The organism is Streptomyces venezuelae (assembly GCF_008642375.1).
In the GTDB taxonomy this organism is placed as follows: Bacteria; Actinomycetota; Actinomycetes; order Streptomycetales; family Streptomycetaceae; genus Streptomyces; species Streptomyces venezuelae_G.
This window is the reverse complement of the sequence record NZ_CP029194.1, coordinates 5,630,591-5,656,629: the sequence shown is the minus strand read 5'-3', so window position 1 is coordinate 5,656,629 and position 26,039 is coordinate 5,630,591. Positions and strand designations below refer to the sequence as shown.

At 72.3% G+C, this 26,039-nt stretch carries 23 protein-coding genes; 5 read left to right on the top strand and 18 right to left on the bottom strand.

Annotated features, from left to right (window positions below; translation table 11 throughout):
• Nucleotides 1-3: 3 nt before the first annotated feature.
• The 8 genes from DEJ46_RS26000 to DEJ46_RS40545 all read right to left on the bottom strand — a co-directional run bounded on the left by DEJ46_RS26000 (nucleotide 4) and on the right by DEJ46_RS40545 (nucleotide 7,076).
• On the bottom strand, nucleotides 4-1,257 hold the full coding sequence (locus DEJ46_RS26000) for an ATP-grasp domain-containing protein (RefSeq protein ID WP_150270120.1): 1,254 nt from the start codon (nucleotides 1,255-1,257) through the stop codon (nucleotides 4-6).
• 1 nt (nucleotide 1,258) lies between these two features.
• On the bottom strand, nucleotides 1,259-1,582 hold the full coding sequence (locus DEJ46_RS25995) for a hypothetical protein (protein ID WP_150270118.1): 324 nt from the start codon (nucleotides 1,580-1,582) through the stop codon (nucleotides 1,259-1,261).
• The gene (gene ddaH, locus DEJ46_RS25990) at nucleotides 1,575-2,393 is read right to left on the bottom strand and encodes a dimethylargininase (RefSeq protein ID WP_150270116.1); all 819 of its coding nucleotides are present in this window, start codon (nucleotides 2,391-2,393) and stop codon (nucleotides 1,575-1,577) included. Before ddaH ends, DEJ46_RS25995 begins: the two co-directional genes overlap by 8 nt.
• Entirely contained in the window at nucleotides 2,390-3,631 is a 1,242-nt protein-coding gene (locus DEJ46_RS25985) for an ATP-grasp domain-containing protein (RefSeq protein ID WP_150270114.1), read from the bottom strand. The genes ddaH and DEJ46_RS25985 overlap by 4 nt, the downstream gene beginning before the upstream one ends.
• Nucleotides 3,628-5,190, bottom strand: a complete 1,563-nt coding sequence (locus DEJ46_RS25980) for a class I tRNA ligase family protein (protein WP_150270112.1) — start codon at nucleotides 5,188-5,190, stop codon at nucleotides 3,628-3,630. The genes DEJ46_RS25985 and DEJ46_RS25980 overlap by 4 nt, the downstream gene beginning before the upstream one ends.
• Nucleotides 5,187-5,552 carry a cupin domain-containing protein gene (locus DEJ46_RS25975; protein WP_150270111.1) on the bottom strand — a complete coding sequence of 122 codons (366 nt, stop codon included), beginning with the start codon at nucleotides 5,550-5,552 and terminating at the stop codon, nucleotides 5,187-5,189. The genes DEJ46_RS25980 and DEJ46_RS25975 overlap by 4 nt, the downstream gene beginning before the upstream one ends.
• A gap of 15 nt (nucleotides 5,553-5,567) precedes the next feature.
• Entirely contained in the window at nucleotides 5,568-6,863 is a 1,296-nt protein-coding gene (locus DEJ46_RS25970; protein ID WP_190622886.1) for a lysine N(6)-hydroxylase/L-ornithine N(5)-oxygenase family protein, read from the bottom strand.
• Nucleotides 6,864-6,947: 84 nt separating this feature from the next.
• Nucleotides 6,948-7,076 (bottom strand): hypothetical protein, encoded by a 129-nt coding sequence (locus tag DEJ46_RS40545; protein ID WP_263411759.1) that lies wholly within the window; start codon nucleotides 7,074-7,076, stop codon nucleotides 6,948-6,950.
• Nucleotides 7,077-7,255: 179 nt separating this feature from the next.
• Here DEJ46_RS40545 and DEJ46_RS25965 point away from each other — a divergent pair, with 179 nt between their 5' ends.
• Complete coding sequence (locus DEJ46_RS25965; RefSeq protein ID WP_150270107.1) at nucleotides 7,256-8,305, top strand: hypothetical protein; 1,050 nt, start codon at nucleotides 7,256-7,258, stop codon at nucleotides 8,303-8,305.
• A gap of 13 nt (nucleotides 8,306-8,318) precedes the next feature.
• Here the strand turns inward: DEJ46_RS25965 and DEJ46_RS25960 are convergent, their stop codons facing one another.
• Nucleotides 8,319-9,152 (bottom strand): L-threonylcarbamoyladenylate synthase, encoded by an 834-nt coding sequence (locus tag DEJ46_RS25960; RefSeq protein ID WP_223835092.1) that lies wholly within the window; start codon nucleotides 9,150-9,152, stop codon nucleotides 8,319-8,321.
• Nucleotides 9,153-9,277: 125 nt separating this feature from the next.
• Nucleotides 9,278-10,921 (bottom strand): DUF2079 domain-containing protein, encoded by a 1,644-nt coding sequence (locus DEJ46_RS25955; protein ID WP_150270105.1) that lies wholly within the window; start codon nucleotides 10,919-10,921, stop codon nucleotides 9,278-9,280.
• A 48-nt stretch (nucleotides 10,922-10,969) separates the two neighbouring features.
• Between DEJ46_RS25955 and DEJ46_RS25950 the strand changes: the two genes are divergently transcribed.
• Together DEJ46_RS25950 and pucL are read left to right on the top strand one after the other, a co-directional pair.
• Nucleotides 10,970-12,121: a winged helix DNA-binding domain-containing protein gene (locus DEJ46_RS25950; RefSeq protein ID WP_150270103.1), complete on the top strand. Its 1,152-nt coding sequence runs from the start codon at nucleotides 10,970-10,972 to the stop codon at nucleotides 12,119-12,121.
• Nucleotides 12,122-12,335: 214 nt separating this feature from the next.
• Nucleotides 12,336-13,253 carry a factor-independent urate hydroxylase gene (gene pucL / locus DEJ46_RS25945; RefSeq protein WP_150270101.1) on the top strand — a complete coding sequence of 306 codons (918 nt, stop codon included), beginning with the start codon at nucleotides 12,336-12,338 and terminating at the stop codon, nucleotides 13,251-13,253.
• 3 nt (nucleotides 13,254-13,256) lie between these two features.
• On the opposite strand, the gene crcB (DEJ46_RS25940) is transcribed toward pucL, so the two are convergent.
• Together crcB (DEJ46_RS25940) and crcB (DEJ46_RS25935) are read right to left on the bottom strand one after the other, a co-directional pair.
• Entirely contained in the window at nucleotides 13,257-13,610 is a 354-nt protein-coding gene (gene crcB / locus DEJ46_RS25940; RefSeq protein WP_150270099.1) for a fluoride efflux transporter CrcB, read from the bottom strand.
• Nucleotides 13,607-14,029: a fluoride efflux transporter CrcB gene (gene crcB, locus DEJ46_RS25935; protein ID WP_150270097.1), complete on the bottom strand. Its 423-nt coding sequence runs from the start codon at nucleotides 14,027-14,029 to the stop codon at nucleotides 13,607-13,609. The genes crcB (DEJ46_RS25940) and crcB (DEJ46_RS25935) overlap by 4 nt, the downstream gene beginning before the upstream one ends.
• Nucleotides 14,030-14,411: 382 nt before the next feature.
• On the opposite strand from crcB (DEJ46_RS25935), the gene DEJ46_RS25930 reads away from it, so the two are divergent.
• On the top strand, nucleotides 14,412-15,671 hold the full coding sequence (locus DEJ46_RS25930) for a transposase (protein ID WP_150270096.1): 1,260 nt from the start codon (nucleotides 14,412-14,414) through the stop codon (nucleotides 15,669-15,671).
• Nucleotides 15,672-15,769: 98 nt separating this feature from the next.
• Here the strand turns inward: DEJ46_RS25930 and DEJ46_RS25925 are convergent, their stop codons facing one another.
• From DEJ46_RS25925 to DEJ46_RS25910, 4 genes are all read right to left on the bottom strand, one after another.
• Nucleotides 15,770-17,794: a helix-turn-helix domain-containing protein gene (locus DEJ46_RS25925; RefSeq protein WP_150270094.1), complete on the bottom strand. Its 2,025-nt coding sequence runs from the start codon at nucleotides 17,792-17,794 to the stop codon at nucleotides 15,770-15,772.
• Between the two features lie 165 nt (nucleotides 17,795-17,959).
• Nucleotides 17,960-18,847, bottom strand: coding sequence for an AfsR/SARP family transcriptional regulator (locus DEJ46_RS25920; protein ID WP_223835090.1), 888 nt, complete (start codon nucleotides 18,845-18,847; stop codon nucleotides 17,960-17,962).
• A 342-nt stretch (nucleotides 18,848-19,189) separates the two neighbouring features.
• Nucleotides 19,190-19,669 (bottom strand): DUF1772 domain-containing protein, encoded by a 480-nt coding sequence (locus tag DEJ46_RS25915; protein WP_150270091.1) that lies wholly within the window; start codon nucleotides 19,667-19,669, stop codon nucleotides 19,190-19,192.
• Nucleotides 19,670-19,702: 33 nt separating this feature from the next.
• Nucleotides 19,703-21,349: a vWA domain-containing protein gene (locus DEJ46_RS25910; RefSeq protein WP_150270089.1), complete on the bottom strand. Its 1,647-nt coding sequence runs from the start codon at nucleotides 21,347-21,349 to the stop codon at nucleotides 19,703-19,705.
• A 215-nt stretch (nucleotides 21,350-21,564) separates the two neighbouring features.
• Here DEJ46_RS25910 and DEJ46_RS25905 point away from each other — a divergent pair, with 215 nt between their 5' ends.
• Complete coding sequence (locus DEJ46_RS25905) at nucleotides 21,565-22,281, top strand: helix-turn-helix transcriptional regulator (RefSeq protein ID WP_150270087.1); 717 nt, start codon at nucleotides 21,565-21,567, stop codon at nucleotides 22,279-22,281.
• A gap of 6 nt (nucleotides 22,282-22,287) precedes the next feature.
• Here the strand turns inward: DEJ46_RS25905 and DEJ46_RS25900 are convergent, their stop codons facing one another.
• Together DEJ46_RS25900 and DEJ46_RS25895 are read right to left on the bottom strand one after the other, a co-directional pair.
• Nucleotides 22,288-23,163, bottom strand: a complete 876-nt coding sequence (locus DEJ46_RS25900) for an ABC transporter permease (protein WP_150270085.1) — start codon at nucleotides 23,161-23,163, stop codon at nucleotides 22,288-22,290.
• A complete protein-coding gene (locus DEJ46_RS25895; protein ID WP_150270083.1) occupies nucleotides 23,160-25,883 on the bottom strand; it encodes a CocE/NonD family hydrolase in 2,724 nt (907 codons plus the stop codon). The genes DEJ46_RS25900 and DEJ46_RS25895 overlap by 4 nt, the downstream gene beginning before the upstream one ends.
• Between the last annotated feature and the right edge of the window lie 156 nt (nucleotides 25,884-26,039).

Genomic DNA, 26,039 nt, shown 5'->3' with positions numbered 1-26,039 from the left:
GCGCTACTCCCCGATCGGGTCGAGAGTCAACGTGAAGGCCTTCTCCGCCGTGTCCAGCGCCGCCTCGCACGCGTCGGGGCCGTCGCCCCGGCAGATCGCGTAGCCGAAGCGCGCCACGATTCCGCGCGGGGGCAGCAGCAGCACGGCGCCGACCGTGGTCAGGGGGGCCGCCTCGACCAGGCCCGGGCCGGACCGGGGTACCTCGACCTCGCGGACCCGGCCGTCCTCGGGCGGATAGCCGAACCGGATGCCGACGCAGTCCTGCGCGGTCGCGGTCAGGGACGGCTCCCGGCCGGTGGCCACCTGGACCGCCACGAGCGCGGGGTCGATGCCGGTGGCCAGCTTTCCCAGATACGGGATGAGGCCGCCGCCGAGCCGCCCGTTGACCTCCACGATGGCCGGGCCTGCCGGGGTGAGCTTCACCTCGGTGTGCGTGATCCCGTCCTGGACGCCCAGGGCCCGGTGGGCCCGGGTCAGGACGTCGAGCAGCCCGGCGTCGGAGAGCAGGGGGTCGGCGGCGTCGACCACATGCCCGGTCTCCTCGAAGTACGGCTCCATGCCGGTCTGCTTGCGGGCCAGGACGAAGGGCTTGTACGCCCCTGCCACGACGGCGCCGTCGACGCTGATCTCCGGTCCGACGAGCATCTCCTCGACCAGGACGCCGCCCTCGTACGCGGGGTTGCCGCCGTGGCTCCCCCGCTCGGCGACCTCGTAGGCGTGGTCGAGCGCGGTCTCGTCGTCCGCGCGGACCACGCCGATGCTGGCGCCCATCCCCCGGGGCTTCAGCACGACGGGGAAGCCGAACTCCACGGCCGCCGCGCGCGCCGCGTCGAGCGAGGTGACGTGGCGGTAGCGGGGCTGCGGCAGCCCTGCCTCGGTGAGCAGCCGGCGGGTGTGCTCCTTGTTGCGGCAGTTCTCCGCACCCGCCACGGACAGGCCCGGGAGCCCGAGTGTCTCGGCGATGTGCGCGGTCGCGACGACGAGGGTCTCGTCGTACGTCCACACGCCGGCGATGGTGTGTTCCTCGGCCAGTGCGAGCGCGGCCTTCACCAGCGCTTCCTGGTCGGGGATCAGCCGGGCCCTGTCGATGAGCCCGACCACCGTGGCGCCGCGGACGAAGGGCCGCTGCCAGGTCGGCTCGGTGGAGTCCAGGAGCCAGACGTCGTGGTGGTCGCGGGCGCTCGCGAGGAGGTACTCGCGGTAGGCCTGGCCGCCGCTGCCGACGACGAGGACCAGGGCTCCGTTGGAGGGAGGCATGCTAGACCTCCCTCAGCTCGGAGACGCCGGTGGCCGCGTGCGGCCCGTAGCGCTCCCATGTCTCGTGCAGGGTGACACGACCGTCGTCGCCGGTCTCGGGGACGCTGTTGCACCGGCCGGTGATGACGTCGCCGCTGGTCATGACCATGGTGTAGCCGAACTCCAGGGAGCCGTCGGCCAGTTGCCGACCGGACAGGGCCCCCTTGCGTACGTCACCGCCTTCGAAGTCGGCCCACAGCAGATCGCCGTCCTGGCGGTACAGGGCGACCGGGGCCCGGTCGCCGTAGGCGGGATTGCGGAAGCGCTTCCCGTCGAAGTCAGTCACGGTCGCGGATCTCCAGCGTGCAGCACTTGACGCTTCCGCCGGCCTTCAGCAGCTCCGAGAGGGATGCGCCGATCGCGTGGAAGCCGCGCTCCGTGAGCCGGGCCCTGAGGTTGGTCGCCGCCTCGGGCAGGATGACGTTGCGGCCGTCGGACAGCGCGTTGAGGCCGAACGCCTGGGCGTCCTCGTCCGTCGCCGTGATGGCGTCGGGGTAGCGGTTGCGCAGGAACTGCCGGCTCGGCTCGGAGAACGCGGCCGGGTAGTACATGATCTCGCCGGGGGCGAGGACGGCCAGGGCCGTGTCCAGGTGGTAGAAGCGCGGGTCGACGAGCTCGAGGCCGACGACGGGGAGCCTGAGGTGGCGCTCCGCCTCGCGGTGGGCCTCCGGGTCGGTGCGGAAGCCGGTGCCGGCGAGGATGACGTCCTCGTCGACGAGGAAGTCCCCCTCGCCTTCGTTGACGTGCACGGGCTCGTGGACGTCGTAGCCACGGGTCCGGAACCAGTCGGCGTACGCGGGGCCTTCGGCCGCGCGCTCCTGGTAGCGGAACTTGGCGGCGAGGACGCGGCCGTTCACGACGGTCGCGCCGTTGGCGGCGAAGACCATGTCGGGCAGGCCCGGGAGGCCCTCGATCAGCTCCACGGTGTGGCCGAGGGAGACGAACAGCGCGTGCAGCTGCTCCCACTGGAGGATCGCGAGGTCGGCGTCGACCGGCTTTCCGGGGTCCATCCACGGGTTGATGGAGTAGTCGACCGCGAAGTGCGTCGGTCGGCACATCAGGTAGTGACGCGGGCGGGCAATGCGCTCACTGGTCATGAGAGGGACACCTCAATCTTGTTCGCCAGCTCGGTGGCGGTGTTCATCGCGTCTTCGAGGGAGGTGCCGGTGGCACCGAGGAAACCGAGGATGCTGTTGCCCTCGGGGGGGCGCTTGATCAGGTCGCCGGGCTTGGCGGTCACGTTGAAGAAGAAGAGCCGGTCCGACTCCTCGACCTCCGCGGGCACCGAGATCGACCGGATCTCGCCGGGGCCGCTGATCAGGCACATCGCCGCCGTGTGGGTCTCGGTGGGCGTGTAGCCGTCGACGTCGGGCCGCTGCCCCGCGGCGACGTCCGCCGTCGCGCGGATGGGGCAGAATCCGGCGCTCAGCCGCGCCATGTGGTCCAGGCCGCCGCCGCCGGGGCGGGCGGCGATCTCCAGGATGTACGGCTCGTCGCCGTGGAAGCGGACCTCGGCGTGCATCGCGACCTGCCTGAGGCCCTGGGCGTGCGCCGCGGCCGTGACGGCCTGGTGCACCCGGGCCAGCCGGGGCCCGGAGAGCGAGGTGGGGGCGTGGTGCACGTCGTCGTCGAAGGTGGCGCCCTCGACGGTGACCCGGTCGACCACGGAGCCCAGATGGACCTCGCCGTCCCAGGCCACGGCCTCGATCAGGTACTCGTCCCCGTCGAGGAAGGACTCGATCAGCAGGCCCGACGGGCCGACGTCCATGCCGTCGGCCTCCAGCTGGAAGAGGGCCGCTTCCGTGATCCCCTGGGCGGCCGTCGCGAACCGCTCGCGCAGTTCCGCGGCGTCGTCGAGCCGGAAGACGAAGCTGCTGGCCGCGCCGAGCGTCGGCTTGAGGATCACGGGGTAGCCGAACTCCTCGGCGGCGGCCGCCGCCTCGTCCACGGTGGAGACGTACCGGAACCGCGGGTGCGGCGCCTTGTGCTCCTCGTGGGCCTGCCGCATCAGGAACTTGTTGCGGCTCGTGCGGGCGGCCTCCACCCCGATCGTGGGAAGGCCCAGCGCCTCGGCGACGTGCGCCACGGCCATGACGCCGAACTCGCTGAAGGTGAAGACTCCGTCGAAGTCCTCCTCGGCGTGCCATTCCCGTGCGGCCGCGACGATGTCGTCGACGTGCTTGCTGCCGGCCACGCGGTAGCGGTCCGCGGGCCAGAAGTCTTCCGTTCCGATGCCGTTCAGTACGTGGACGTCGACGCCCAGGTCGACCACCTGCCGGTAGCGGGCCTGGAAGTACGTGCGGTACTGGACGGCCTCGATGGCGAGCAGCTTCATGGTGCGGTCCTCGAAGGGGTGGCGATCTGCGGCAGTCGGAACGGCGGGATCTCGTCGGCGGTCTCGCCTCGGAGGTCGACGGCGACACCGGCCTCACGGGCCTGCTCGGCCACGTCGATGAGGATGGGCGAGGCGCAGGACAGCAGCGTCCGGGTCTCCAGGAGGAGGTCGCCGGGCGCCGTGCCGGGGAGGTCCGCGTTCCGCTCGAGCCGCTGTACCTGGGAGATGATCAGGTCGGCGGCACGGGCGAGGCTGTACGAGGACAGCTCGTAGCACGTGTGGAACCGCTCCTCCATCGCCGCGGCCCGGGCCCTGCCCTCGGCGGAGGTCGGCAGCGGTCCGGTGGGACCGGCGTCGTCGAGGCGCTGCGCGAGCCGGTCGGACAGCCGGTTCCACGGGGCGACCAGCCGGTCGGCCGTGATCTGCTCGAAGGCCGCCCGGCTGAAGTTCGTGCGCTGGTTCTCGGGGCACGTCAGCGAGAGGTAGAAGCGGATCAGGTCGCGGGGCACCTCGTCGACGAGCTCCTCGGCCCAGACCACGTGGCCCTTGCTGGTCGAGAACTTCTCGTGCTCGAGCTCGTAGAACTCGTTGCAGACGATGGTGTCGGGCAGGATGTACCGGCCGTCGTGGGCCATCAGCATCGCGAGGTGCGTGCCGCCCCAGAAGTAGCCGTTGTCGAAGCCGAGGAAGTACACGAGCCGGGCGGAGTTCTCGGCCCGCCACGCCTCGTCCGTGGCCGCGGCACGGTCGTCGCCGGCCCACCAGGTGCAGTACATCGACGCGGCCATGCCCTCGGCCCACGCGTTGAGCACCTGCCCGGGCGTCTCGGGGAACGGCGCCGGGATGCCCCAGCCGGTCGGGAAGGTGATGGGGAAGTCCGGCAGCGGCCGGGACAGCACTTCCTTGAACAGCTGCACGAGATGCGGCCGCCAGCCGGCGCCCTGGCTCTCGTGGTAGGCGGTGAGCTGCTCGCGGTACTCCTCCATCGGGAGGACGAGGATCTCGGCTTCCCGGAAGGCGACGGGCTCGGTGGGGTCGATGGTGGAGCGGGGGTCGATCAGCTCCGAGAAGTTGTTCGGGTGACCGCACGACTCGCAGAGCCCGCCCCGGCTCGGGGCCAGGCAGACCGGGCAGTCGCCGGCGACCAGGCCCTCCATCAGGTACTCGCCGGTGCGCTCCAGGTACGGAAACGTGCCGGTGCGGAGCCGGAGCCGGCCGGCCGCGTGGAGTGCCGTGAGGAAGTCCAGGGCCGTCCGGCGGTAGCCGTCGTCGAAGGGGGCGAACCCGTCGACGGAGATGCCCATCACCTCGAGCGTGCGCTCGATCTGCTTGGCGGACAGGGCGCACAGCTCCTGCGGAGTGGTGCCGAGCTTCGCCGCGCTCGCGACCACGTACGTCTGGCTGTCGTCCGTGCCGGTCGTGAAGACGACCGGCCGGCCGTTGGCGCGCAGGTAGCGCGCGTACACGTCACCGGCCAGGTAGGGGCCGGCGATGTGTCCGACGTGCAGGTTCCCGTTGGGTGTGGGCGGGGGCGCGATGATGACCGTGGTGGGGCTCACTCGCCCCCCTCGTGCTTCGCGACGAACACGTCCGCCATCGGGCGGTCCCACCAGACGCTGTACATCTCGAAGTCGGCGTCGCTCTCGTTGACGATCGAGTGCCGCTCTCCGGGGGTGAAGTGCACGATGTCGCCGGCGACGAAGGGGGTGCGTCCCCCGTCGTGGTCGAGGACGGCTTCGCCCTTCATGGCGATGAAGATCTCGTACTCGTGGTGAGCGTGGGGGGTCGAAGCGGTGCCGGGCCTGATGACGCACCAGGACCCCTCGAAGGGCGCGTTCAACGCGGGCCAGGGAACAAGTCGTTGGGCGTCGAGTCCGTTCTCGTGAACGAGCTCGTCGCGGTTGAGATGACGAATCTCCATCAGGTCCCCCTCAGTTCAGGCCGTGTGGGACGGCACACGGCTGTTCTCGTAATGCCGGACGATGTCTGCCGCGATTTCCCCGGAGCGGCTTGCCAGCACACTGAGGAGCGAGTCGGCGATGCCGTGCGTGGCCTCGTTGACGCCCTGCAGGTAGCAGCCTGCGGCGGTCCGGCCGGGCACCACCAGGCGGTAGTCACGGGTGACCTCGACGTCGGCGAGGCCCAGGGAGTCCGCGAGGTCGCGGACGTGCCGGGGCATGGAGCGGACGAATCCCGTGCCGAGCAGCACGGTGTCGCAGCGCACGGAGTCGGTCCTGCCGGTCCGGCGGTCCGTGTAGGTGAGGACGACGTCGTCGCCGTCCATGCGGGTCGACGTCACATCGGACATGCTGACCATGTCGATGCGCTCGGTGCCGGTGAGCCGGTCCTGGTACATCTGGTGGTAGAGGCTGTTCAGCAGGTCCGGGGCGAGGCCGCCGTAGTTCGTGCGGTACATCTCGTCGAGCATCTGGCGGCGGGCCTCCGGACGCGACGCGTGGAACTCGTCCACGAACGAGGGGTAGAACAGCTCGTTGGTGAACTTGCTCCCCTCGTAGGCCACCAGGCCGATCGACCGCATGAGCAGGGTCAGCCGAGCGTGCGGGAACTCCTGGTAGGACGACCAGAGCATCTCGCCGGCGCTCTGCGCGGCGCCGACCACGGCGATGCGGTGCGCCCCGAACTTGTCGAGCTTGCCGATGCGCTCCGAGAACTCGGTGCTGTGGATGACGCGTTCGGCCGGCAGCGACCGGAAGGCCTCCGGCACGTACGGGTCGCGGCCGCCGCCGATGACGAGGTTCCGGCAGGAGATGACGGAACCGTCGGAGAAGGTGACCTGCCACCCGTCGAGGTCGCCGGAGTCCAGCCGGACCGGGCGGATGCCGACGGCCTTCTTGTTGAACTCGACCGGAATCGGAACTTCCGCCGCGACCCAGCGGAGATAGGCGGAGATCTCCATGCGGTGCGGCGTGAAGGTGCCCGTGTTGATGAAGTCATCGAGACGGCCGACCGAATGGAGATAGTTCAGGAAGGAGAAGCGACTGGTGGGATTGCGAAGCGTCACCAGATCCTTCAGGAAGGACACCTGGCTGCGCGCCCACGGCATCATCATTCCGCGCTGCCAGGTCACATCCTCGGCCTGCTCGACCACGAGTGAACTCTCGACCAGCCACGACGGTGCCGATTCACTGAGCGCTACCGCCAGTGCGAGGTTTGCCGGCCCGGCTCCGATCGCCAGCAACTCCACGTGCCGTTCCGACACTTGACCCCCCATTTTCATGATGTTGCGAATGGACAAGCGGTGAGCATTCCCGCGGCGGAATCGCGTTCGCGCATTTCCCGATCCGCGGAATCGGCGTCATCCCCAGCCGAGATCGTCACCCAGCGCGGTCACGACGACATCGCGGCTCGGCGCGCCGCCGGTGACCAGGAAGGCGTCGGCCTGGGTCAGGGCCAGCACACCGAACGCGGAGACCACAACCGCCACTCGCTGAAGGTGTCTGGAAAGGGTGCTCATCATGTGTTTCCCCCACTGTCATCTGGTGCCACTCAGGCTCGTGACCTGCGGCGACATCCACTATCGCGAGGGAGAAACCACGGATCCAGGGAGTTGAGGGATCATGTTGCCGCTGGCAGAAATGCGACCCTAGAACGTAAGGTGCGTTCGTGATCAAAACAGGCGGATCGGACACCGCGGGATCCCTTGCGGCGGGAGCCGCGCAGGTCTACGCCTGCCTCCTCGCGCGGGAGCAGGCGACATTCCAGGAGATTCAGGCAGAAGTCCGGTGCCTTCCCGCCGACGCCGAGAAGGCCGTGCACGCCCTGATCGGCTGGGGTCTGCTGCAAGGCCCTTCGGAGGACGGCCACTTCCACGCCGTCTCCCCGGAGACCGCGCGCCGGGTCGCGCTGAGCCCGCTCTACCAGGAGGTCCAGGGGCTGCAGCACGCCATCGCGGAGACCAGCGCGGCCTTCGACATGCTCACTCCGGTCTACGAGACGCACGCAGGGGCGAGAGGCGTTCCCGACCTGGAGGAGATCCACTCCCTGCCGGCGGTGCGCAACCTCATCACCGGTCTGGCGGTCGACGCCCAGGAGGAGGTCCTGACGTCACAGCCGGGAGGCCCCCGGCCGGAGGAGCTGATCCGCGAGTCGCTGGCGAAGGCGGAGAGCCTCCTGCAGCGAAATGTGCGCATGCGGACGCTCTACCAGCACTCCGCCCAGTTCGACCAGGGCACCATCGCGTACGTGGAGCACGTGGCCCGACGCGGTGCGGCGGTCCGCACCACGGCGGCGGGGTTTCCGCGCGTCCTCATCTTCGACCGCAGGGTCGCCGTGCTCTCCCTGCGGGGGAGCAAGGAGGGCGCGCTGATCGCCCGGAGCCCGAGCGTCGTCGACATGGCGGTACAGGCCTTCGAACACGCCTGGGCGGTGGCCACGGACTTCCCCGTGAGCTACGACAGGGAAGTCACGCAGAGCACGTCCAACGCGATCCGCTCGTCCATCGAGCAGCAACTGGTCGACGGCATCAGCGACAAACGGATCTCCGAAGGCCTGGGACTCTCCCTCCGCGCCGTTCAACGGCACATCGCGGAGATCATCCGAGAGCTCGGCGCACGGAACCGCCTGCACGCGGGGTACCTGCTCTGCGAGAAGCGGCTCCACAAGGGCTCGACGCCTCCCGACGGTTCACCGGAGACGCCCGCCGCGCAGCCCTGAAGCACTCCCGGCGTCAGTCGGTGTACGTGCGCGCGGTCAGCCTGCGTTCGGCCTGCGGCGGGACGGTGAGGGCGAAACCGTGGTTCGCGGCGACGGCCCGGGTGTGGTCGGCCGAGAGCGAACCGTGCCGTTCGAGGGTCAGGGCCGGCAGGCCCGAGCGGCCGAAGCCCGAGGTGCGGTGGAAGGACAGCACCGTCGTCGACATCGGCACGTGGTGCGGGTGGTGGCGGCGGGCGACGGCCTCGTCGTCATGGGCGAGGATCCGCACGTCCGGCTCGTGGCCGAAGTCCCTGGCCACCCCGTCGGCCCGCCAGTGGGCCGGTTCGTGCTCCGCCCCGGTCAGACAGCGGGAACGGTTCACCGAGGTGATGGAGAGGAATCCGGCGCCCGTGCGGCCGAGGGCCTCGGCGAGGAAGGCGTTGGACGGGCAGCGGTAGCCGGGGGCGATCAACTGCACGGTCGGCACGCCGTCCTGGACCGCCGAGAGATGAGGAGGGATCCGCGCCGCGGCGGGACCCCGGAAGCCGAACGGCCCGAGCGTGAACAGCTCCTCCACGAGGTCCTCGATCTGCCGGCGCGGGAGCTCGGACGGCAACCGGGTCCAGTCGAAGACGGCGCCCACGTGCTCGCGGACGGTCGTGACGCTGCCGACCTGACCGGCCGGGCGGCCCTTCATCCGGTTGACCCGCTCGACGACCTCCCGGTCGGCGCGGGCCGTGAGCGCGTAGAAGTTGCCGAAGCCGTGGGCCACGGCGGCCCCTTCGCCCAGCGCCTCGACCGCCCTCCGTACGTCTCCGATGTCGCCCAGGACCAGGTCCCTGGTCGTGCTCGTCCCTCGTCCGCTCACCGCGCACCTCCACATGTCGTCGTCGTAGACGACCGGGCAACGAGCCGAGCCCCCGCCGGTCACCCGGCGGGCCGCCGTACAGGGCACGGGCCTTCCCGGCGACGGCGCGGCGCCCGCCCCGGTCCTCAGCGCAGCAGCAGGTTCGCGCCCACGTCCTCCGGGACGGCCTCGCGGACCGGAGTGCTGTCCGGGCCGGGGACGCGCATGCCCGGGATCGGGGTCCGGGTGGTGCGGTGGAGCAGGACCGTGCCGTCCTGACGCCGGACCTCCGTGTAGCCGTGGGCCAGGAGCAGTGCGGCGCGCGCCGCCTGGTCGTCCGTCGAGGCGAAGGGGAACGTCCTGTTCTCCACCCGCAGGAGCACCCAGTCCGCGCCCCGTGGCGTCGCGTCGGCGATGACCACATGCGTACGGGCCGTCAGACGGGGGGCGATGGTGTTGTCCGCCTCCACCGTCGCCCCGTCCGGGATCAGTTCGGCCGCCGTGGCGAGCGGGCGCTTGTCCGGGCTGGGCGTCCAGAAGTCCGGGCGCACGAGAAGGCCGAGGCCGAGGACGACGGCCGCCGCCGAGGAGAGGACGAGCGCGGTGAGCGCCCACCGCCGCGCCGCCGTACGGCGGTTCCGGTGGAGGCGGGCGAGGGTCTCCAGGGACGCCGTGACGAGGATCGGCCACAGGAACGCGTCGTAGTGGTTGATCACCGGCCAGTGGTTCGGATTGTCGGAGAGGACCCGCTCCGCGAGGAGGGGCACGGCGAGGAGGAAGGTCGGCGAGCCGAGCGGAAGCAGGGCCAGGGTGCCCAGGATCCAGGCCAGCATGGCGACCTTGACGAAGGGGGTGACGGAGACCTGGAGCAGCACCCACGGGGCCGTGAGGACATGCGCCAGCGCCGCCCCCGGATCGGCGCCGAGGCTGCCGTACGACCAGTAGTAGCCCTCCGGTCCGCCCATCGCCGGCAGGAACCAGGTGATCACGACGGCGGAGACCAAGGGGCCCGCGAGGGCCAGCGCCAGGCCCGTCGCCCGGCCCCCGCGGTCACCCGCGCGGTGCGCCCGTACCGCCAGGACCAGCCCGAACGCTCCGGCCACCAGCCCCATGTCCTCCTTCGTCGCGCACAGCAGGAGCGCCCAGCAGGCCGCCGCCCCGTACCGCCGGGCCAGTCCCCGCTCCAGCATCAGGAGGGTGAACGGCACCGCGAAGGCCACCTCGTGGAAGCCGTTGAAGGAGGAGTTGAGGATCGGCCAGCCCACCGCGTACACCAGCCCGCCGAGATCGGCGGCCCGGCGCGCGGCCAGCGGGCCGGCGTCCGCGAAGCAGCGCCGGGCGATGCGCCGGACCACCGGCACACCCGCCGCGAACAGCGCGGCCTGCGCGAAGAGGAGGACCCGCGGGTCGTCCCACAGCCAGTACAGGGGCGCGAGGAGCGCGAGCACCGGTGTGAAGTGGTCGCCGAGCAGGGAGAAGCCGGGCGGGAACTCGTGGTGCACGTTCTTGATCGGCGACCTCGGCAGCTCGAAGTGCGCGTAGGCGCGGACGGCCTGGTCGAAGATCCCGAGGTCGAAGCCCGTGAGCCGCAGGGCCGTCCAGGACTGCATCCCGAGGCCGAAGCAGACGAGGAAGCAGAGCAGGGTGAGGACCGCACCGCGACGAGACCGGAAGGAAGACGGGGACGGAGACGAGGACGGGGCCGGAGACGCCGACCGGGACGGTGGCGGCTCCGGCTTCCGTATGTGTCCCGAGGGCGCGGTCGTCGTCGTGGTCGTGGTCGATCCCATGGAGAACGACGCTACGCGTTCCGGTCGGGCGGGAGCGAGAATCGGGCCATGGTGATCACCACACGCTCCCTCAACCGCTCCACTCTCGCACGCCAGTTGCTCCTCGAACGGGCCCCGGTCGACGTCGAGGAGGCCCTGCGGCGGGTCGTCGCCCTCCAGGCGCAGCTGCCCGGTTCGCCGTACGTCGCGCTGTGGAACCGCGTCGAGGGCTTCGAACCGGGCCTGCTCGACGGGGCGGTGGAGGAGTTCCGGGCGGTGCGGTCCACGCTGATGCGGCTCACGCTGCACCTGGTGCACGTCGAGGACTACCGGGCCTTCCGGGAGGGCATGGAGCCGACGCTGCGCGGTTCACGGCTCGGCGACCACCGGTTCAGGGCGGCCGGGTTCACACCGGCCGACGCCGACGCGCTGCTGCCCGGGCTCCTCGCGTACGCCGAGCGCGCGCGGACCGGCGCCGAGATGCTGAGCCGTCTCGAAGAGGGCCGCGGCGGTCCGGTGGAGTCCGTGGCCTGGCGGATGATCCGGCAGTACGCGCCGCTGTGGCACGCCCCGACGGGGCCGCCGTGGTCGTACGGCACGGCGACGCAGTGCTTCGTCACGGCGGACGAACTGCCGGAGCGCACCGACCCGGACGCGGTCGCCGCGGGTCTCGCGGTGCTCGTCCGGCGCTATCTGGAGGGCTTCGGGCCGGCGTCGGTGGCGGACATCGCGCAGTTCTCGATGACGCAGCGGGTCCGGGTGCGCGGGGCCCTGGCGGCGCTCGACGGCCGGCTCGACGTCCTGGAGGGGCCCGAAGGAACGATCCTGTACGACGTGCCCGGTGCGCCCCGGCCCGACGGGGACGTGTACGCCCCGCCCCGGCTGATGGCCATGTGGGACAGCATCCTCCTGGCGTACGCGGACCGCGGCCGCGTCATCCCGCCCGAGTACCGCAAGGCGGTGATCCGCGTGAACGGCGACGTCCTGCCGACGCTGCTCGTCGACGGGTACGTCGCCGGGGTCTGGCGGCCGGTCGACGGCGGGATCGAGGCCTCGGCGTTCCGGCCGCTGCCGGCGGGCGTCTGGGCGGAGCTGGCCGCGGAGGCGGAGGCCCTCGGCGCGTTCCTGGCGGTCCGGGATCCGCTGGTCTACCGGCGCTTCGACCACTGGTGGGCCAAGGGTCTGCCGGTGGTGGAGACGAAGGTGTTCCCCACGCGCTGACCACCGGTCGCCACTGCCGGGCGCCATTGCCTGTCCCCGGGTCTGCGCATACATTCGTGCCGACACCACCTACGGACCGGGATGCTCGTCAGTCCCGGGGCGGTCCGCCGTTCACGGGCCGGACGGCGGGGGGCGGACCTTCGGGACGACGGCCCGCCGGACGCCGGGCGTACGGGATATCCGTATCCGCGTACCCGCAGGAGCTGAGCAGCACATGAGCAAGCACGTCCTGGCCCAGAACCAGTACGGCAAGGCCGAGAACCGCATCGTCACGGTCACCCGCAAGGGCAACGACGGCGCGTGGCACGAGATCCGCGACCTGAACGTGTCGGTGGCGCTGCGCGGTGAGTACCGCGACGTCCACCTGACCGGCGACAACGGCAACTGCCTGCCCACCGACACCACCAAGAACACGGTCTACGCCTTCGCCAAGGAGCACGGCGTCGACTCCCCCGAGGCCTTCGGCATCCTCCTCGCCCGGCACTTCGTGACCTCGCAGCCGGTCATCCACGAGGCGCAGATCCGGATCGAGGAGTACGCCTGGGAACGGATCTCCGTGCCGACGCGCAAGGAGCAGCACTCCTTCGTGCGCGAGGGCCAGGAGGTCCGCACCGCGCAGATCACCTACTCGGGGACCACCGGCCTCCAGGTCCTCTCGGGCCTGAAGGAGCTGACGGTGATGAACTCGACGAACTCCGAGTTCCACGGCTTCATCAAGGACAGGTACACGACGCTCCAGGAGGCGTACGACCGCATCCTCGCCACCAAGGTGACCGCCCGCTGGGCGAACTCGGCCTCGGCGGCGGCGGACGCGGAGCACGACTGGGACCGCTCGTACGACAAGGTGCGGCGCCACCTGCTGGAGGCGTTCGCGGAGACGTACAGCTACTCGCTCCAGCAGACCCTGCACGCGATGGCCGACCGGGTCCTGGACCACGTCTCCACCGTCAACGAGGTCCGGCTCAACCTCCCGAACAAGCACCACTTCCTCGTGGACCTGGAGCCGTTCGGGCTGAAGAACGACAACGAGGTGTACTTCGCGGCCGACCGGATGTACGGCCTGATCGAGGGCACGATCCACCGTGACGGCGTCCAGCCGGTGATCGCGACCAGCGACTGGATCACCGCGTAGCGGTCACCACGGCCTGGCCGTCTCGACTCCCAGCCATACGGCTCCGAGTCCGGCGGCCAGGCTGCCGGCCACGTTCAGCACCGCGTACCCCTTCGCCCCGCCCTCGTACAGCTTCAGCGTCTCGTACGAGAAGGTCGAGTACGTGGTGAGGGCGCCGCACAGGCCGGTGCCCAGCAGCAGGTGCAGCCGCTCCGAGGAGACGCCGGTGAGCAGGCCGAGGACGAACGAGCCGACGACGTTCACCGCGAACGTGCCCCAGGGAAGGCCGAGGCCGAACCGGGCCTTCGCCACCCTGTCGGTGAGATAGCGCAGGGGTGCGCCGACGGCGGCGCCCGCCATGACCAGCAGCCAGTTCACGTGGGCGTCACCCGGACCGGTACGACCGCCCTGGTGACCGCGCCCCCCGCCCAGACGGCGGCGAGGGCGGTGAGCAGGGTCGCGCCCAGATAGAGGAGGCCCCGGGCGGGGTCGCCCGCCTCCAGCAGCCGCCGGGTGTCGAGCGCGTACGTCGAGAAGGTGGTGAACCCTCCGCAGAACCCGGTGCCGAGGAACGGCCGGAGCAGCGGATGGGGAGCCACGCGGATGCGGGTCTCGGTGAGCAGCACCATGAGGACGCCGAGTGCGGCGCAGCCGGCGGCGTTCACCGTGAGGGTCGTCCAGGGGAAGGCGTGGACCGGGGTCGGCCAGAGGAGCGCGGCGCCGTAGCGGGCGGTCGCGCCGAGGGCCCCGCCGGCGGCGACGGCCCCGACGACCCGTAGCTCCCCGCGCGTTCCCATGCCCCGAAGCGTACGGGTACGGGTGCGTGACGCGACGGACGCCTGAGTGCGAGGCGCACAGGCGCGGTTCCCGGCCTGGGGCATTAACCGGGAGCCGGCCCGTGCAGCCTCGCTCTGCGATGGTCCGGCCACTCCCTGCGACGGGTCAAAGCGAGGCCTGTGAGTCTGTCAGATCCCCCCTCGGGGTATTCCGGAAGACCGTCCGGAGGTCTGGGGTCGGGCCGTGGAGGCCGCCGTGACCTGGGGTGATGTAGGGGGAGGTGGTCCGGCCACCATTCGGCGGCCGATTCGGGTGCCGGGTACACCTCGTCGCGGGAGGCGGGCACGGGCGACGGTGGTGGAGCAGCGGGAGGGAGCTGCGCAACCTTCGGGCAGGAGTGTCGTGAGTACATCCACCAAGCGCAGGGCCACCACCGGGGCCGTCTCGTCCTTGACGGTTCCCCTGAGTGTCGCCACGTCCGTCGGTGCGTCCGGCGCGGGCGAGGAGGCCTACGCCGAGCTGTGTTCCGCGCTCTTCTCCGGCTTCCCGCGCCGCGACCAGCGCCTGAAGGCCGAGCAGTACCTGTACGGCCTTCTGACCGCGCAGGGCCGCAAGTCGATCCGGAACATCGCCGCGCAGATAGGCGGCCCTGCCGCCGAGCAGAGCCTGCACCACTTCGTCTCCAGCTCCACCTGGGACTGGCAGCCCATGCGGGCCGCGCTCGCCCGGTTCCTGGAGCGGAACAGCTGCCCGCAGGCCTGGGTGGTCCGGCCGATGCCGATCCCGAAGGCCGGGGAGCACTCGGTGGGCGTGGACCGGCGTTTCGACCCGGAGCGCGGTCAGGTCTTCCACGGCCAGCAGGCGTTCGGGGTGTGGTTCGCGAGCGACGAGCTGAGCGTCCCGGTCAACTGGCGGCTGTTCCTGCCGGACCCGTGGGTCAACGACCGCACGCGGCGCGACCGCGCGGAGGTTCCCCAGGAGGCCGGCGAGGAGACGCTGGAGGAGTGCGCGGTCGCCGCGGCGCTCGACACCGCCCGCTGGACGGACGTCACCCGCAAGCCGGTGCTGCTCGACATCCGCGGCGGCGCGGGCCGTGCGGCGCTCACCCGGCTCGCCGGGGCCGGGGTGCCGGTCGTGGCGCGGATCGGTCCGGGCTCGCGGCTGGCGATAGCGGACCGATCGCTGCCGGGCTTCGGCGCGGGGCCGCTGTCGGCGGTGCAGATCCTGGAGTCGCTCAAGGGCCTGCGCAGGCCGGTGAGCTGGGTGGACACGGTGGCCGGTGTGCGGACCTCGCGGACCTCGCTCGCCACGGCCGTGCGGGTCGCGCTGCCCACGCCGGGCGGGGAGCGGATGCGGCCGCTGGTGCTGCTCGGCGAGTGGGACGACCCGCGGCGGGCTCCGGCCCGGGTGTGGATCAGCGATCTGACCCACTCCCCCGTCGGCTCCCTGCTGCGTCTGACCAAGCTCGCGCGCCGGGTGGAGCGGGACTTCGTGGAGGTCGGCGAGGGGGCGGGGCTGCGGGACTTCGTGGGCCGTTCGTTCCGCGGCTGGCACCGCCACATCACGCTGGCCTCGGCGGCCCACGCGGCGACGCTCCTGGCCTCCTCGGAGTGGGAGGCGGCCTACGACTCCGGGTACGCGTCGAGGCGCTCGGCCGGCTGACCGCACGTCATCCCGCCCGGCCTGATCGGCAGGACACCCTCTAGGGCCTGTCCGACGGATCAGGGCCGCGGCCCCGGCCATGATCCGTCGGACAGGCCCTAGGGGGCGGCCGGGCGGGTCGGGTCGGTGGCGGCCCGGCCCCGGGCGAGGACCTCGCGGGTGCGCTGGAGGCGCAGGGCGAGCTGGACCTCCAGGACCTGGCCCGGCTTCTGCCACTCCGGTCCGAGGAGTTCGCCGATCCGCTCCAGGCGGCGCGAGACCGTGTTGGGGTGGACGTGCAGCGCCTCGGCCGCGTTGGTCGGGCTGCCGCCGGAGGCGAAGTACGCCTCCAGGGTGCGCGTCAGGTCGGTGAACCGCTCGGCGTCGTAGTCGAGTACGGGCCCGATCGCGCCCTCGACGAAGCCGTCCACGTCGTGGTCGTCGGAGAGCAGCAGGCCGAGGAAGCCCAGGTCGTTCACGGAGGCGGCCGAACCGGTGCCGCCGAGGGCGCTCATGGCGTCGAGGCAGCGCCCGGCCTCCAGGTGCATCCGGCCGACGCCGTCCGGGCTCGTGGCGGGTCCGGCGGCGGCGACGGAGACGGGGTGGCCGAGCAGCGGGGACAGTTCGGCGGCGACGGCCTTGGCGGCGGCGGAGGCGTCGATGCCGGGGAGCAGCAGCACGATGCAGCCGCCCTGCACGGTCTTGAGGCCGGAGAGGCGGTACGCGTACGAGGACGCCCACACGACGGCCCGGCCCTGCTCACCGCCCTCGGGTCTGGCGAGCACGAGGACGTGCGGTCTGCGCAGGTCGACGCCGAGGCGGCGGGCCCGCTGCGCGATCTGCTGCGGCGCGTGCGGCGGGTCGGCGATGAGGTCGTCGAGGAGCTCGTCGCGGACGGGCCCCTCGGCGACGGCCGTGGAGCGCCGCATCAGGAGGAGGAAGGCGACGGACTGGGCGGCGAGTTCGAGGAGCCGCTCGTCCTCGCCGGTGAGTCCGCTGGCGGCGCGGATCACGAGTCCGCCGAGGTCCTCGGAGCCGGCGATGACGGGCGCGACCCAGGTGTCGTCGTCGGCGAGGACCGGGCGGCGGCGGGCGTGCGCGTCGAGCGAGGCCTTGGCGACGGCCTCCTCGTCGAGGCCGGGGATGTCACCGCCGGCGAGGGCGCGGCCGCCCTGGTCGCGGATGAGTACGGTCGCGTCGAGGGCGTCCCCCGCCGCCTTGGCCACGTTTCCCAGGTCGCCGCCGGCCAGGACGAGGTTCATGATGCGGCTGTGGGCCTCGCTGACGTGCCGCATCCGGGTGAGGCTGGTCCGTACGCGGGAGCTGTCCCGCTCCAGTTCGGAGACCTCGGCGCGGGTGCGGTCGAGGAGTCCGGCCTTCTCGACGGCGAGGGCCGCGAGGTCGGCGAGCGCGGCGAGGAGGCCGAGCTCCTCGGAGGTGTGGTCGCGGACGCGTCGGTCCGCCCCGTACAGCACGCCGATCACGGCGTCGCCGCTGCGCAGCGGGGCGGCCATGATGGCGTGCAGCCCCTCGCCGCGGACGGCGGCCTCGGCGGCCTCGTCGAAGGCCGGGGCGTGGACGCCCGCGTCGAGCGAGCCCGAGGGGGCGAAGCGCTCGTCGGCGAGGTAGTCGGCGGTCCAGACGGGCTCGCCGTGGAGCTGGACGGCGCCGCCGAGTCCGTACCCCTCGCTGATCCGGAAGCCGGGGGCGAGGCGTGGTCCGGCCGTCCTGGCGGGGCTGTCGGGTCCGGTGCGGGCACCCTCGGTGGTGTGGACGTAGCAGCTGCCGTGCGGACCGCGCAGGGTCACGAACGCCATGTCGAGGCCGAGGAGCCGGCGGGCGCGGCGGGTGATGACGCGGAGCAGGCTGTCGAGGTCGTAGGAGAAGGTCAGGTCGCGCGCGGTGTCGGTGAGGGCGGTGAGTCCGGCCTCGCGGCGCGCGTCGTCCTCGCGTCCGGTGCGGACCTCGCCGGCGAGTTTCACGGCCCGCTCCAGCTGGTCGAGTCCCTCGCCGGAGAGGCCGGCCAGCCGGGCTTCGTCGAGGAGGGTCTCGAAATGTGCGGACGGAGCCTGTCCGGCGAGCAGTTCGAGGACCGCGAGCAGCGCGTCGGCACCGCCGGACGCGTCCGCGCCGTGCGAGGTCATGGCCTCCACCCCCGTAGTAGAGCGAAACAAGTCATGTCGACAGGAGGTCGACGGGATCGTCCTGTCCACCGAAGCTGGTCCGGCTTCGGGAGTCCGTCGACATCGTCCCGCCGCACGTCCACAACGGCGACCTGACGTACTTCGTTCCCGGAATCGCGCGTTCCCTCAGACGAGCGATCCCACGGGGACGGGACGGGGCCGTACGGGGGTGTACTGGGCGGGTACGTGGACGGGCGCGTGCACGGCCGTCCGGGTGGACGCCCAGGCGGGCGCGTGGGTGTCGAAGACGGACCGCCCCACGGTGTTCCGCAGGGTCAGGACCGAGCGGTGGAGCCGGCGCAGGCGCGCGGAGGGTTCACAGCCGCTCTCCCCGGCGAGGGCCGCCTTCAGCCGCTCGTACGCGGTGAGGGCCTCGTCGTGGTGGCCGCAGCGCAGCAGTGCGACCAGGTAGTGGGCGTGGAGGGGTTCGTTGGTGCGGTAGCGGGCGACGAGTCCGGAGAGCTCGGAGACCAGCTCGGCGTGGTGGCCGAGGCCGAGCTGGGCCTCGATCCACTGGTCGAGGACGCTCAGGCGGGACGCTTCGAGGCGCTCGATCTCGCGGCGGAGCCGGGGGCCGGCCGCGACGCCGGCGTAGGGCTCGCCGCGCCACAGGGCGAGGGCCTCGCCGAGGCGGAGTGCGGCGCGCGTGAGATCGCCCGCGTCCATGGCCCGGTAGCCGGCGCCCGCGGCGCGCTCGAACTGCCAGACGTCGTGGACGCCGCCGCCGGTGTCGAGGCGGTAGCCGCCGGGCTGCGAGACGAGGACCGAGTCGGCGGTGCGCCGGTCGGACCAGCCCGGTCGGGTTTCGGCCGGGCCGTCGTCGCGGGTCAGCGCGGACGCGATGAGTCTTCGCAGCTCCGTTATGTGGGACTGGAGTTCGGCCCGGGCGCCGCGCGGGGCGCCCGAGGGCCAGAGCTCCTCGGTCAGGACCGTCACGGGGACGACCTGGTCGGCGCTGGCGGTGAGCAGGGCGAGCAGCTGCCTCGGGGCGGCTGCCGTCGGGGTGATGGACACGCCGTTCTCCCGAACCGACAGTCCCCCCAGGATCCGGACGTCCACCTTGCCCCCTCAGTGCCTGTGCGGTGTCTGCGCGCGGGATGACTCTCGTTGATTAGAAAAGACCCCCGTAGGCATGTCAATAAGAAACCGTAGGGTACGGAAACCTGACCCGTGATATCGGGGTGCTTCACCCCATTTGAGGGGATATTCCGGCGTCAGGATTTCGTCACTGGCTTAGACCTTTACCCCCCGAAGGACTGTTTCAGGACTCGGGGGTACGCTTTCGAAGAGAAGTTGCGGATGCCAGAGGGGTCCTCAACCGCTATTTCGCGCCAGAAACCGGCCAGCAGGTACGGTTCAGAGGGCGGCGGCGGCGGTGAGCAGCCCGAACGCGACGACGATCAGCGCCGTACGGACCAGGTGGAATCCGTTCCACCGCTTCTCGAAGGCGGCCCGCACCGCCGAGGGGTCCTCGTCGGCGCCCCCGCCCGGGCGCTCCGACGCGGCGAGCGCCACGTTCAGCGGGACGTTCCCCGCGACGGTGACCAGGTGGTTGAGGGCCGCGCAGACGAGCCCCGCGAGCACGAGCCACTTCTGCGTGTCCGTGCGTCCGTCGACGGGGACGAGGAAGGCGGCGACGGGGAACGCGACGACGCCGAAGAAGACGAGCAGGAACACGGCCCGGGGGACGCATTCGTTGATCCGGCGCATCGCCGTGACGAACTCGGCGTCCGTGAGCCGGGCGAGGGCAGGCATGATCCCGGTCTGGAAGATCAGCATGAAACCGGCGTAGAGCCCGGTGCAACCGACGGCGAGGGCGAGCAGCAGGGTGGCCATGCGGCCATTCTGGCCCGCCACCCGCCCCGTGCGTCAGCTGTACGGGTCACCCGACCTCAACTCTCCCTCGCGGGAGGCTCCTTCGCCCGGCTCAGCAGCCGCCCCGAGCAGCCGTTCCGCCTGCCGGACCGCCTCGGCGAGCTCCGTGACCACCGCCGATCCCGAGCGTCCCGCGATGTCCTCCGCCCGCTGCGCGAGCACCCCGAGACCCGGGTCGCCCGGCAGGTCGCCGCCGCGCAGCGCGTCCGCGAAGTAGGCGGTGATCGCCGTCAGTTGGAGACTGTCGTGGCCGCCGTCCCACAGCCCCGCGCCGAGGGCCTCGACCGCGACCGTGCCGGACCGCTCGCTCGGCTTCCGGGTCTGCGGGTCGAGCCAGCGGACCGTGGCGGTGGCGACCCGGCCCGTCGCCCCCGGCCGGGTCTTCACCGCGTACAGCGCGGTGACGGTGTGACCGGCGCCGACCTCACCGCCGTCCACCCCGTCGTTCCGGAAGTCCCCGTCGGCGACCTCCCGGTTCTCGTAGCCGATCAGCCGGAACTTCTCGACGGTCCCCCGGTCGAAGGCGACCTGCGCCTTGGCGTCGCGGGCGCGCAGCTCGACGTGGGCGGGCAGCTGGTCGACGAAGACCTTCCGGGCCTGCTCGGAGGTGGAGACGTACGTCGTGTGGCCGTCGCCCTTGTCGGCGAGGGTCTCCATGAACTCGTCGCCGTACTCGCTGCCCACCCCGACGCCGAAGAGCGTGATCCCGTGGGCCCTGCGCTCCTCCTCGATGCGGCGGAGGATCCCGTCCGCGTCGGTCTCGCCGGTGTTGGCGAGGGCGTCGGAGAGCAGCACGACCCGGTTGGTGGCACCCTCGCGGCGGCCTTCGACGGCGACGTCGTAACCGGTGCGGACACCGGCCTCGACATTGGTGGACGAGGCCGTCGCCAGGGACTCCACGACCTCGCGGATCCGGCCCCGGGCCTCGCCGACGCGGGTCATGGGCAGCCGGGTCTCCGCCTCGTCGCTGAAGGTGACGAGGGCCATCGAGTCGTCGTCGCGGAGCTCGTCGGCGAGCAGCCCGAGGGACTCCTTGACCAGGTCGAGGCGCCCGGGCTCGTCCATCGAGCCGGAGACGTCGACGACGAAGGTGAGGGCGGCGGGCGGGCGTTCGCCGCTCCGGTCCGCGCCGCGGGTGGCGAGCCCCACCCGGACCAGGGACCAGCCGTCCCGGCCGGTGCGGGCGCCGTCGAGGCTCACACCGAAGCCGTTGTCCGCCGGACGCGGGTAGTCGGGGCGGAAGCTGTTGACGAACTCCTCCGGCCGCACGGTCGACGGCTCGGGCAGCCGGCCCTCGGCGAGGGTGCGGCGGGCGTAGCCGTACGAGGCGGTGTCCACGTCCAGCGCGAAGGTCGAGAGGTAGTCGGGGGCGGGCGGCCTGGTGCGCTGCTCGCCCTCCTCGGGCGCCGGCGCGTCGGCCCCCGGGGTCGCCGTTCCGGGGGCGGCGTACCCGGGCTTCGTGGCACCTCCGCCGCCGGAGGTGCCCGGTGCGGTGCGGCCCTTCTCGGCGTGCGAGGCGTCACGGGACTCGCCCGAGGCGCCACAGCCCCCGACGGCCAGTCCGACGGCGAGCAGTCCGGCGATCGTGGCCCCGAACCGGGCCCGGCGGCGCCCCTGCGCCACCGCTTCCTGTCGACTCATGTCATCTCCCCCTCTTCGTGCGGCACTTGTGAATGTGACGAACGAAGGGCCCGGAAGGAGCAGTCGGATGAGTTGCGGATGGATCTCGATGTGACAACGGCGCCCCGGGCGGACGAGGGTGGCATGGATTCGCCATCCTTTTCAACAGGGGTTGTCACCGTGTGCAGTCGCATGCGTACATGGAGTGGACATCGATCGGGCGGGGGTGGTCAGCGGTGGCAGAGAGCGCGGGCTCCGTGATGCTCGCCCGTTCGGCGATGAACCGGGCCGCGACCGAGGGACAGCGGCCCGCGGGGCGCCCGGTCCGGGGCGCGCGGCGCATCAGTGCCGCGCTCGCCGGGCTGGCCGCTTCCACCCGGCACGAGCTGCTGACCTTCGACGACCCCGTCGCCTCCGCGGGCTGCGCGATCCCCGGGCCGTTCCTGGAGCTGGCGGGAGCGTGCATGCGGGCCGCGGCGGAGCGGGCCGACGAGGTCCGGCGGATCGTGCCGCGCCATGCCCTGCCCCGGCTGGAGAGCGGGCTCGGGGTGCCCGGCCGGGCCCGGTTCGCGGACGCGATCCCGTTCAAGATGATCGTCGTGGACCGGACGGTGGCGGCGGTCCCGCTCGACCTGGAACTGCTGTACAACGGCCTGCTGCTGATCCGCGACCCGGTGGTGGTGCAGGCCCTCGTCCGGGCGCACCACGCCTGCTGGGCGGCGGCCGAGGAGCTGACCTACGTACCGCCGCCTCCCCCGCCGCGGGATCTCGCGCCGCAGTTGCGGCCGGTCCTGGACGCGCTCCTGTCGGGGCTGACGGACGAGGCCGCGGCGGCCCGGCTCGGCATGTCGGCGCGGACGTACAGCCGCAGAGTGGGCGAGCTGATGGCCTCCCTCGGCACGACGAGCCGCTTCCGCGCGGGCGCGGAAGCGGCTCGGAGGGGGTGGGTGTAGCGGCTGCTACGAGACGACGTCCTTGCGGGCGAAGCCGCGGAAGGCGAGGGCGAAGAGCACCACGGCGTACGTCACGGAGATCGCCGCTCCCTTGACCATGCCGCCCCACTCCAGCTGCGGCTGGAGCGCGTCGATCCAGGCGAACTGCCAGTGCGCGGGCAGGAAGTCGCGCCAGTCGCCGAGCGCCGTGACGGCGTCCAGGACGTTGCCGACGATGGTCAGGCCGACGGCGCCGCCCACCGCGCCGAGCGGCGCGTCGGTGCGGGTGGAGAGCCAGAAGGCGAGCCCGGCGGTGACCAGTTGGGAGACGAAGACGAACGCGACGGCGATGCCGATGCGCAGGACCGCGTCCATGGCGGGCACGGAGCCGCCGGTCGGCAGCTGGAGCGGCCCCCAGCCGTAGGCGACCGTGCCCGCGGCGAGGGCCACGAGCGGCAGGAGGACCATCGCGGCCGCGCTGTAGCCGAGGGCCACGGCCAGCTTCGAGGCGAGGAGCCGGGAGCGGGGCACGGGCGCGGCCAGGAGGTAGCGCAGCGAGGACCAGCTCGCCTCGGAGGCGACGGTGTCGCCGCAGAAGAGCGCGACGGGGATGACGAGGAGGAAGCCGGCTGAGACGAAGAGGCAGGTCGCGGCGAAGTTGGCGCCGGAGGCCGTCGCCGTGTCCATGAGGGTGATCCGGCCGTTGCGGTCACCGTCCCCGGCGCCGCCGATCGCGAAGGCGGCGATCAGGACGAAGGGGAGGGCGACGAGGATCCCGCCCATGATCAGGGTGCGGCGCCGCTTCCACTGGCGCAGGGCTTCGACGCGCAGCGGCAGGGTGCGTCCGGCCCGGTAGCCGGGGGCGGAGTCCGCCGCGCCCGTGAGGGTGCTGGTGGTGCTCATGCGGTTCCTCCTCCGATCAGGGTCAGGAAGGCGTCTTCGAGGCGCCGGTGCGGTCCGACCCCCGTCAGCGGTACGTCCAGGCGGACGAGCTCGCCGATGAGGGCGGTCGCGTCCGCGCCGTCGAGGCGGACGAGGAGCCCGCCGTCGGCGCGGGCGGCGGAGCCGACGCCCGGGAGGGCGCCGATCTTCTCGACGAGCGGGTCGTCGACCTCGCCGGCCAGGGTCACGAGCAGGGTGTCGCCGGAGCCGGTGATCTCGGCGACCGGTCCGGCCTGGACGAGCTGTCCCCGGTCCATGACGACGAGGTGCGTACAGGACTGCTCGACCTCCGCGAGGAGGTGACTGGAGACGATGACGGTCCGGCCCTCGGCCGCGTACCGGATCATCACCTCCCGCATCTCGCGGATCTGCGGCGGGTCGAGGCCGTTGGTCGGCTCGTCGAGGATGAGCAGGTCCGGCAGGCCGAGCATGGCCTGGGCGATGGCGAGGCGCTGCCGCATGCCCTGCGAGTAGGTCCGCACGGCGCGTTCGAGGGCGCTGCCCAGGTTCGCGATCCGCAGGGCGTCGTCGACATGGGCGTCCTCGGCGGGCCGGCCGGTGGCCTTCCAGTACAGCTCCAGGTTCTCCCGGCCGGAGAGGTGCGGCAGGAAGCCGGCGCCCTCGACGAAGGAGCCGACCCGGGAGAGGACCGGGGCGCCGGGGCGGATGGCCTGGCCGAAGACCCGGATCTCGCCCTCGTCGGGCCGGATGAGGCCCATGAGCATGCGCAGGGTGGTGGTCTTGCCGGCGCCGTTCGGGCCGAGGAGTCCGAGGACCTGGCCCTGTTCGACGCGGAAGGAGAGGTCCCTGACGCTGTACCGGTCTCCGCCCGCGTACTTCTTCGAGAGTCCGGTGATCTGGAGGGGTACGGAGGTGAGTTCCGGGTCCGGTGCGGGGGCCGTGGTGCGGCGGCGGGCGGTCAGGAGGAGGACCGCGGCGACGACCAGGCCGAGGAGCGGCAGGCCCCAGACCCACCAGGGCAGCGCGGCGGCCTGGGTGTCGAGGCCGGGCGCGGTCGGGACGGTGAGCGGGCCCTCGACGGCGACGGTGTAGGCGGCGGGGACGGCCGGGGAGGCGTAGCCGAGGTCGGTGGCGGCGAGGACGAGGCGCAGCCGGTGCCCGGCCTCCACCTCGTGGTCGATCGCGGGCAGGGTGAGTGTGACGCTGCGTCCGGCCTTGGCGTCCTCGACGCGGACGGGGGTGACGAGCTGGGAGGGCAGCACCTGCTGCCGTCCGTCGGGCCCGACGTCGTACACCTTGGCGAAGAGGACGGCCGAGCCGTCGGCCGCGGTGGAGGTGACCTTGATTCGGACGGTCGGGGTGCCGGTGATCCGGACGGCCCCGGTCTGCGGCTTCGCGTCGAAGCGGGCGAACTGGCCGGGGAAATCGAGGGAGAGGCCGACGCCGAGGGAGGAGAGACCGGAGAGTCCGCCGCCGAGGCCGGGGACGGCGGAGATCGCGGGCGGTGCGGCACCGGCCGGATTGGCGAAGGTCTGCGGCGGACCGGCGAGGGCGATGTTCCCGGTGGCCGCGGTGGCGGCGGTGAGGCCCGGGTAGCGGTCGGCGGTCGCGGCGCGCAGGGTGGCCTGCCCGTCGGTGGAGTCGACGCCGCCGGTGCGGCTGACGCGGAAGGCGGGGCCGGTGTCGGTGCTGGTGTCGCGCTTGAGCCAGCGGTCGAACCAGGTGCTGATCCGCCGCTCGACGCGCTCGGTCTCACGGTCTCCGCCGTCGTGGCCGCCGGCGATCCAGTCGACGGCGACAGGGGCGCCGTTGGCGGCGAGCGTACGGGCCATGGCATCGGACTGGGCGAGGGTGAAGAGGGAGTCGGACTGGCCCTGGACGATGAGCGCGGGGACCTTGATCCGGGCGCCGACGGCGGAGGGGCTGCGGGCTTCGAGGAGCGCGCGGGCGGCGGCGTCGGGCTTTCCGCTGACGGCGACGCGCTGGTAGAGCGAGCAGAGTTCGGCGGTGAAGCGGCCGCAGCCGTCGGTCTTCCCGGATGCGGCGCGTGCGGCAGGCGCGCCCGGCTGGTCGGCCGCGCCCGGCGGGTTCGACCCACCCGGCTGGTTCGCGGCGCCCGGCTGGTTGCCCGCGGAGAAGAAGATCCCGGCCCAGAGCTTCTTGAAGACGTCGTTCGGGAAGAGGGCGTCCGCGAGGTTCCAGTACGTGATCTGGGGGGCGACGGCGTCGACGCGCGGGTCGTGTCCCGCGGCGAGCAGGGAGATCGCGCCGCCGTAGGAGGCGCCGGTGACGCCGACGCGCGGGTCGCCGGTCTTGTCGAGGAGGACCTCGGGGCGGGCCGCGAGCCAGTCGATCAGCTTCCGTACGTCCGCGACCTCGTGGTCGGGGTCGTTGAGGCCGATCTCCCCGGTGGAGGCGCCGAAGCCGCGGGCGGACCAGGTGAGGACGGCGTAGCCGTCGCGGGCGAGCTGTTCGGCCTGGGCGCGGACGTCGTCCTTGGAGCCGCCGAAGCCGTGGCCGAGGAGGACGGCGGGGCGCCGTTCTCCTCCGCCGCTCGTGAAGTACGAGGTGTCGAGCCGTGTGCCGTCGAGGTCGAGCGCCCGGTCCGCGCGGTGCACGGGCGGCGGTTCGTCGGAGGCGACGGCGGTCCAGGTGCCGGCACCCGCGAGGACGGCGAGGACGGCGGTGACCGCGGCCCACCGGGGAAGTCGGAGTCGCATGGGTCGAGCCTAGGCGGCCTCCCTGTGCGGCACTGCGGTCCGGAGGGGGAGGTGCCCGACCTCCTGGGGTCGTACGGAGGGGAGTCCCGTACACCGGACGCAGTATCCGCACCCTTGTGTTGCTCATGACAACACGGGACCCTGTGGGACACCGCA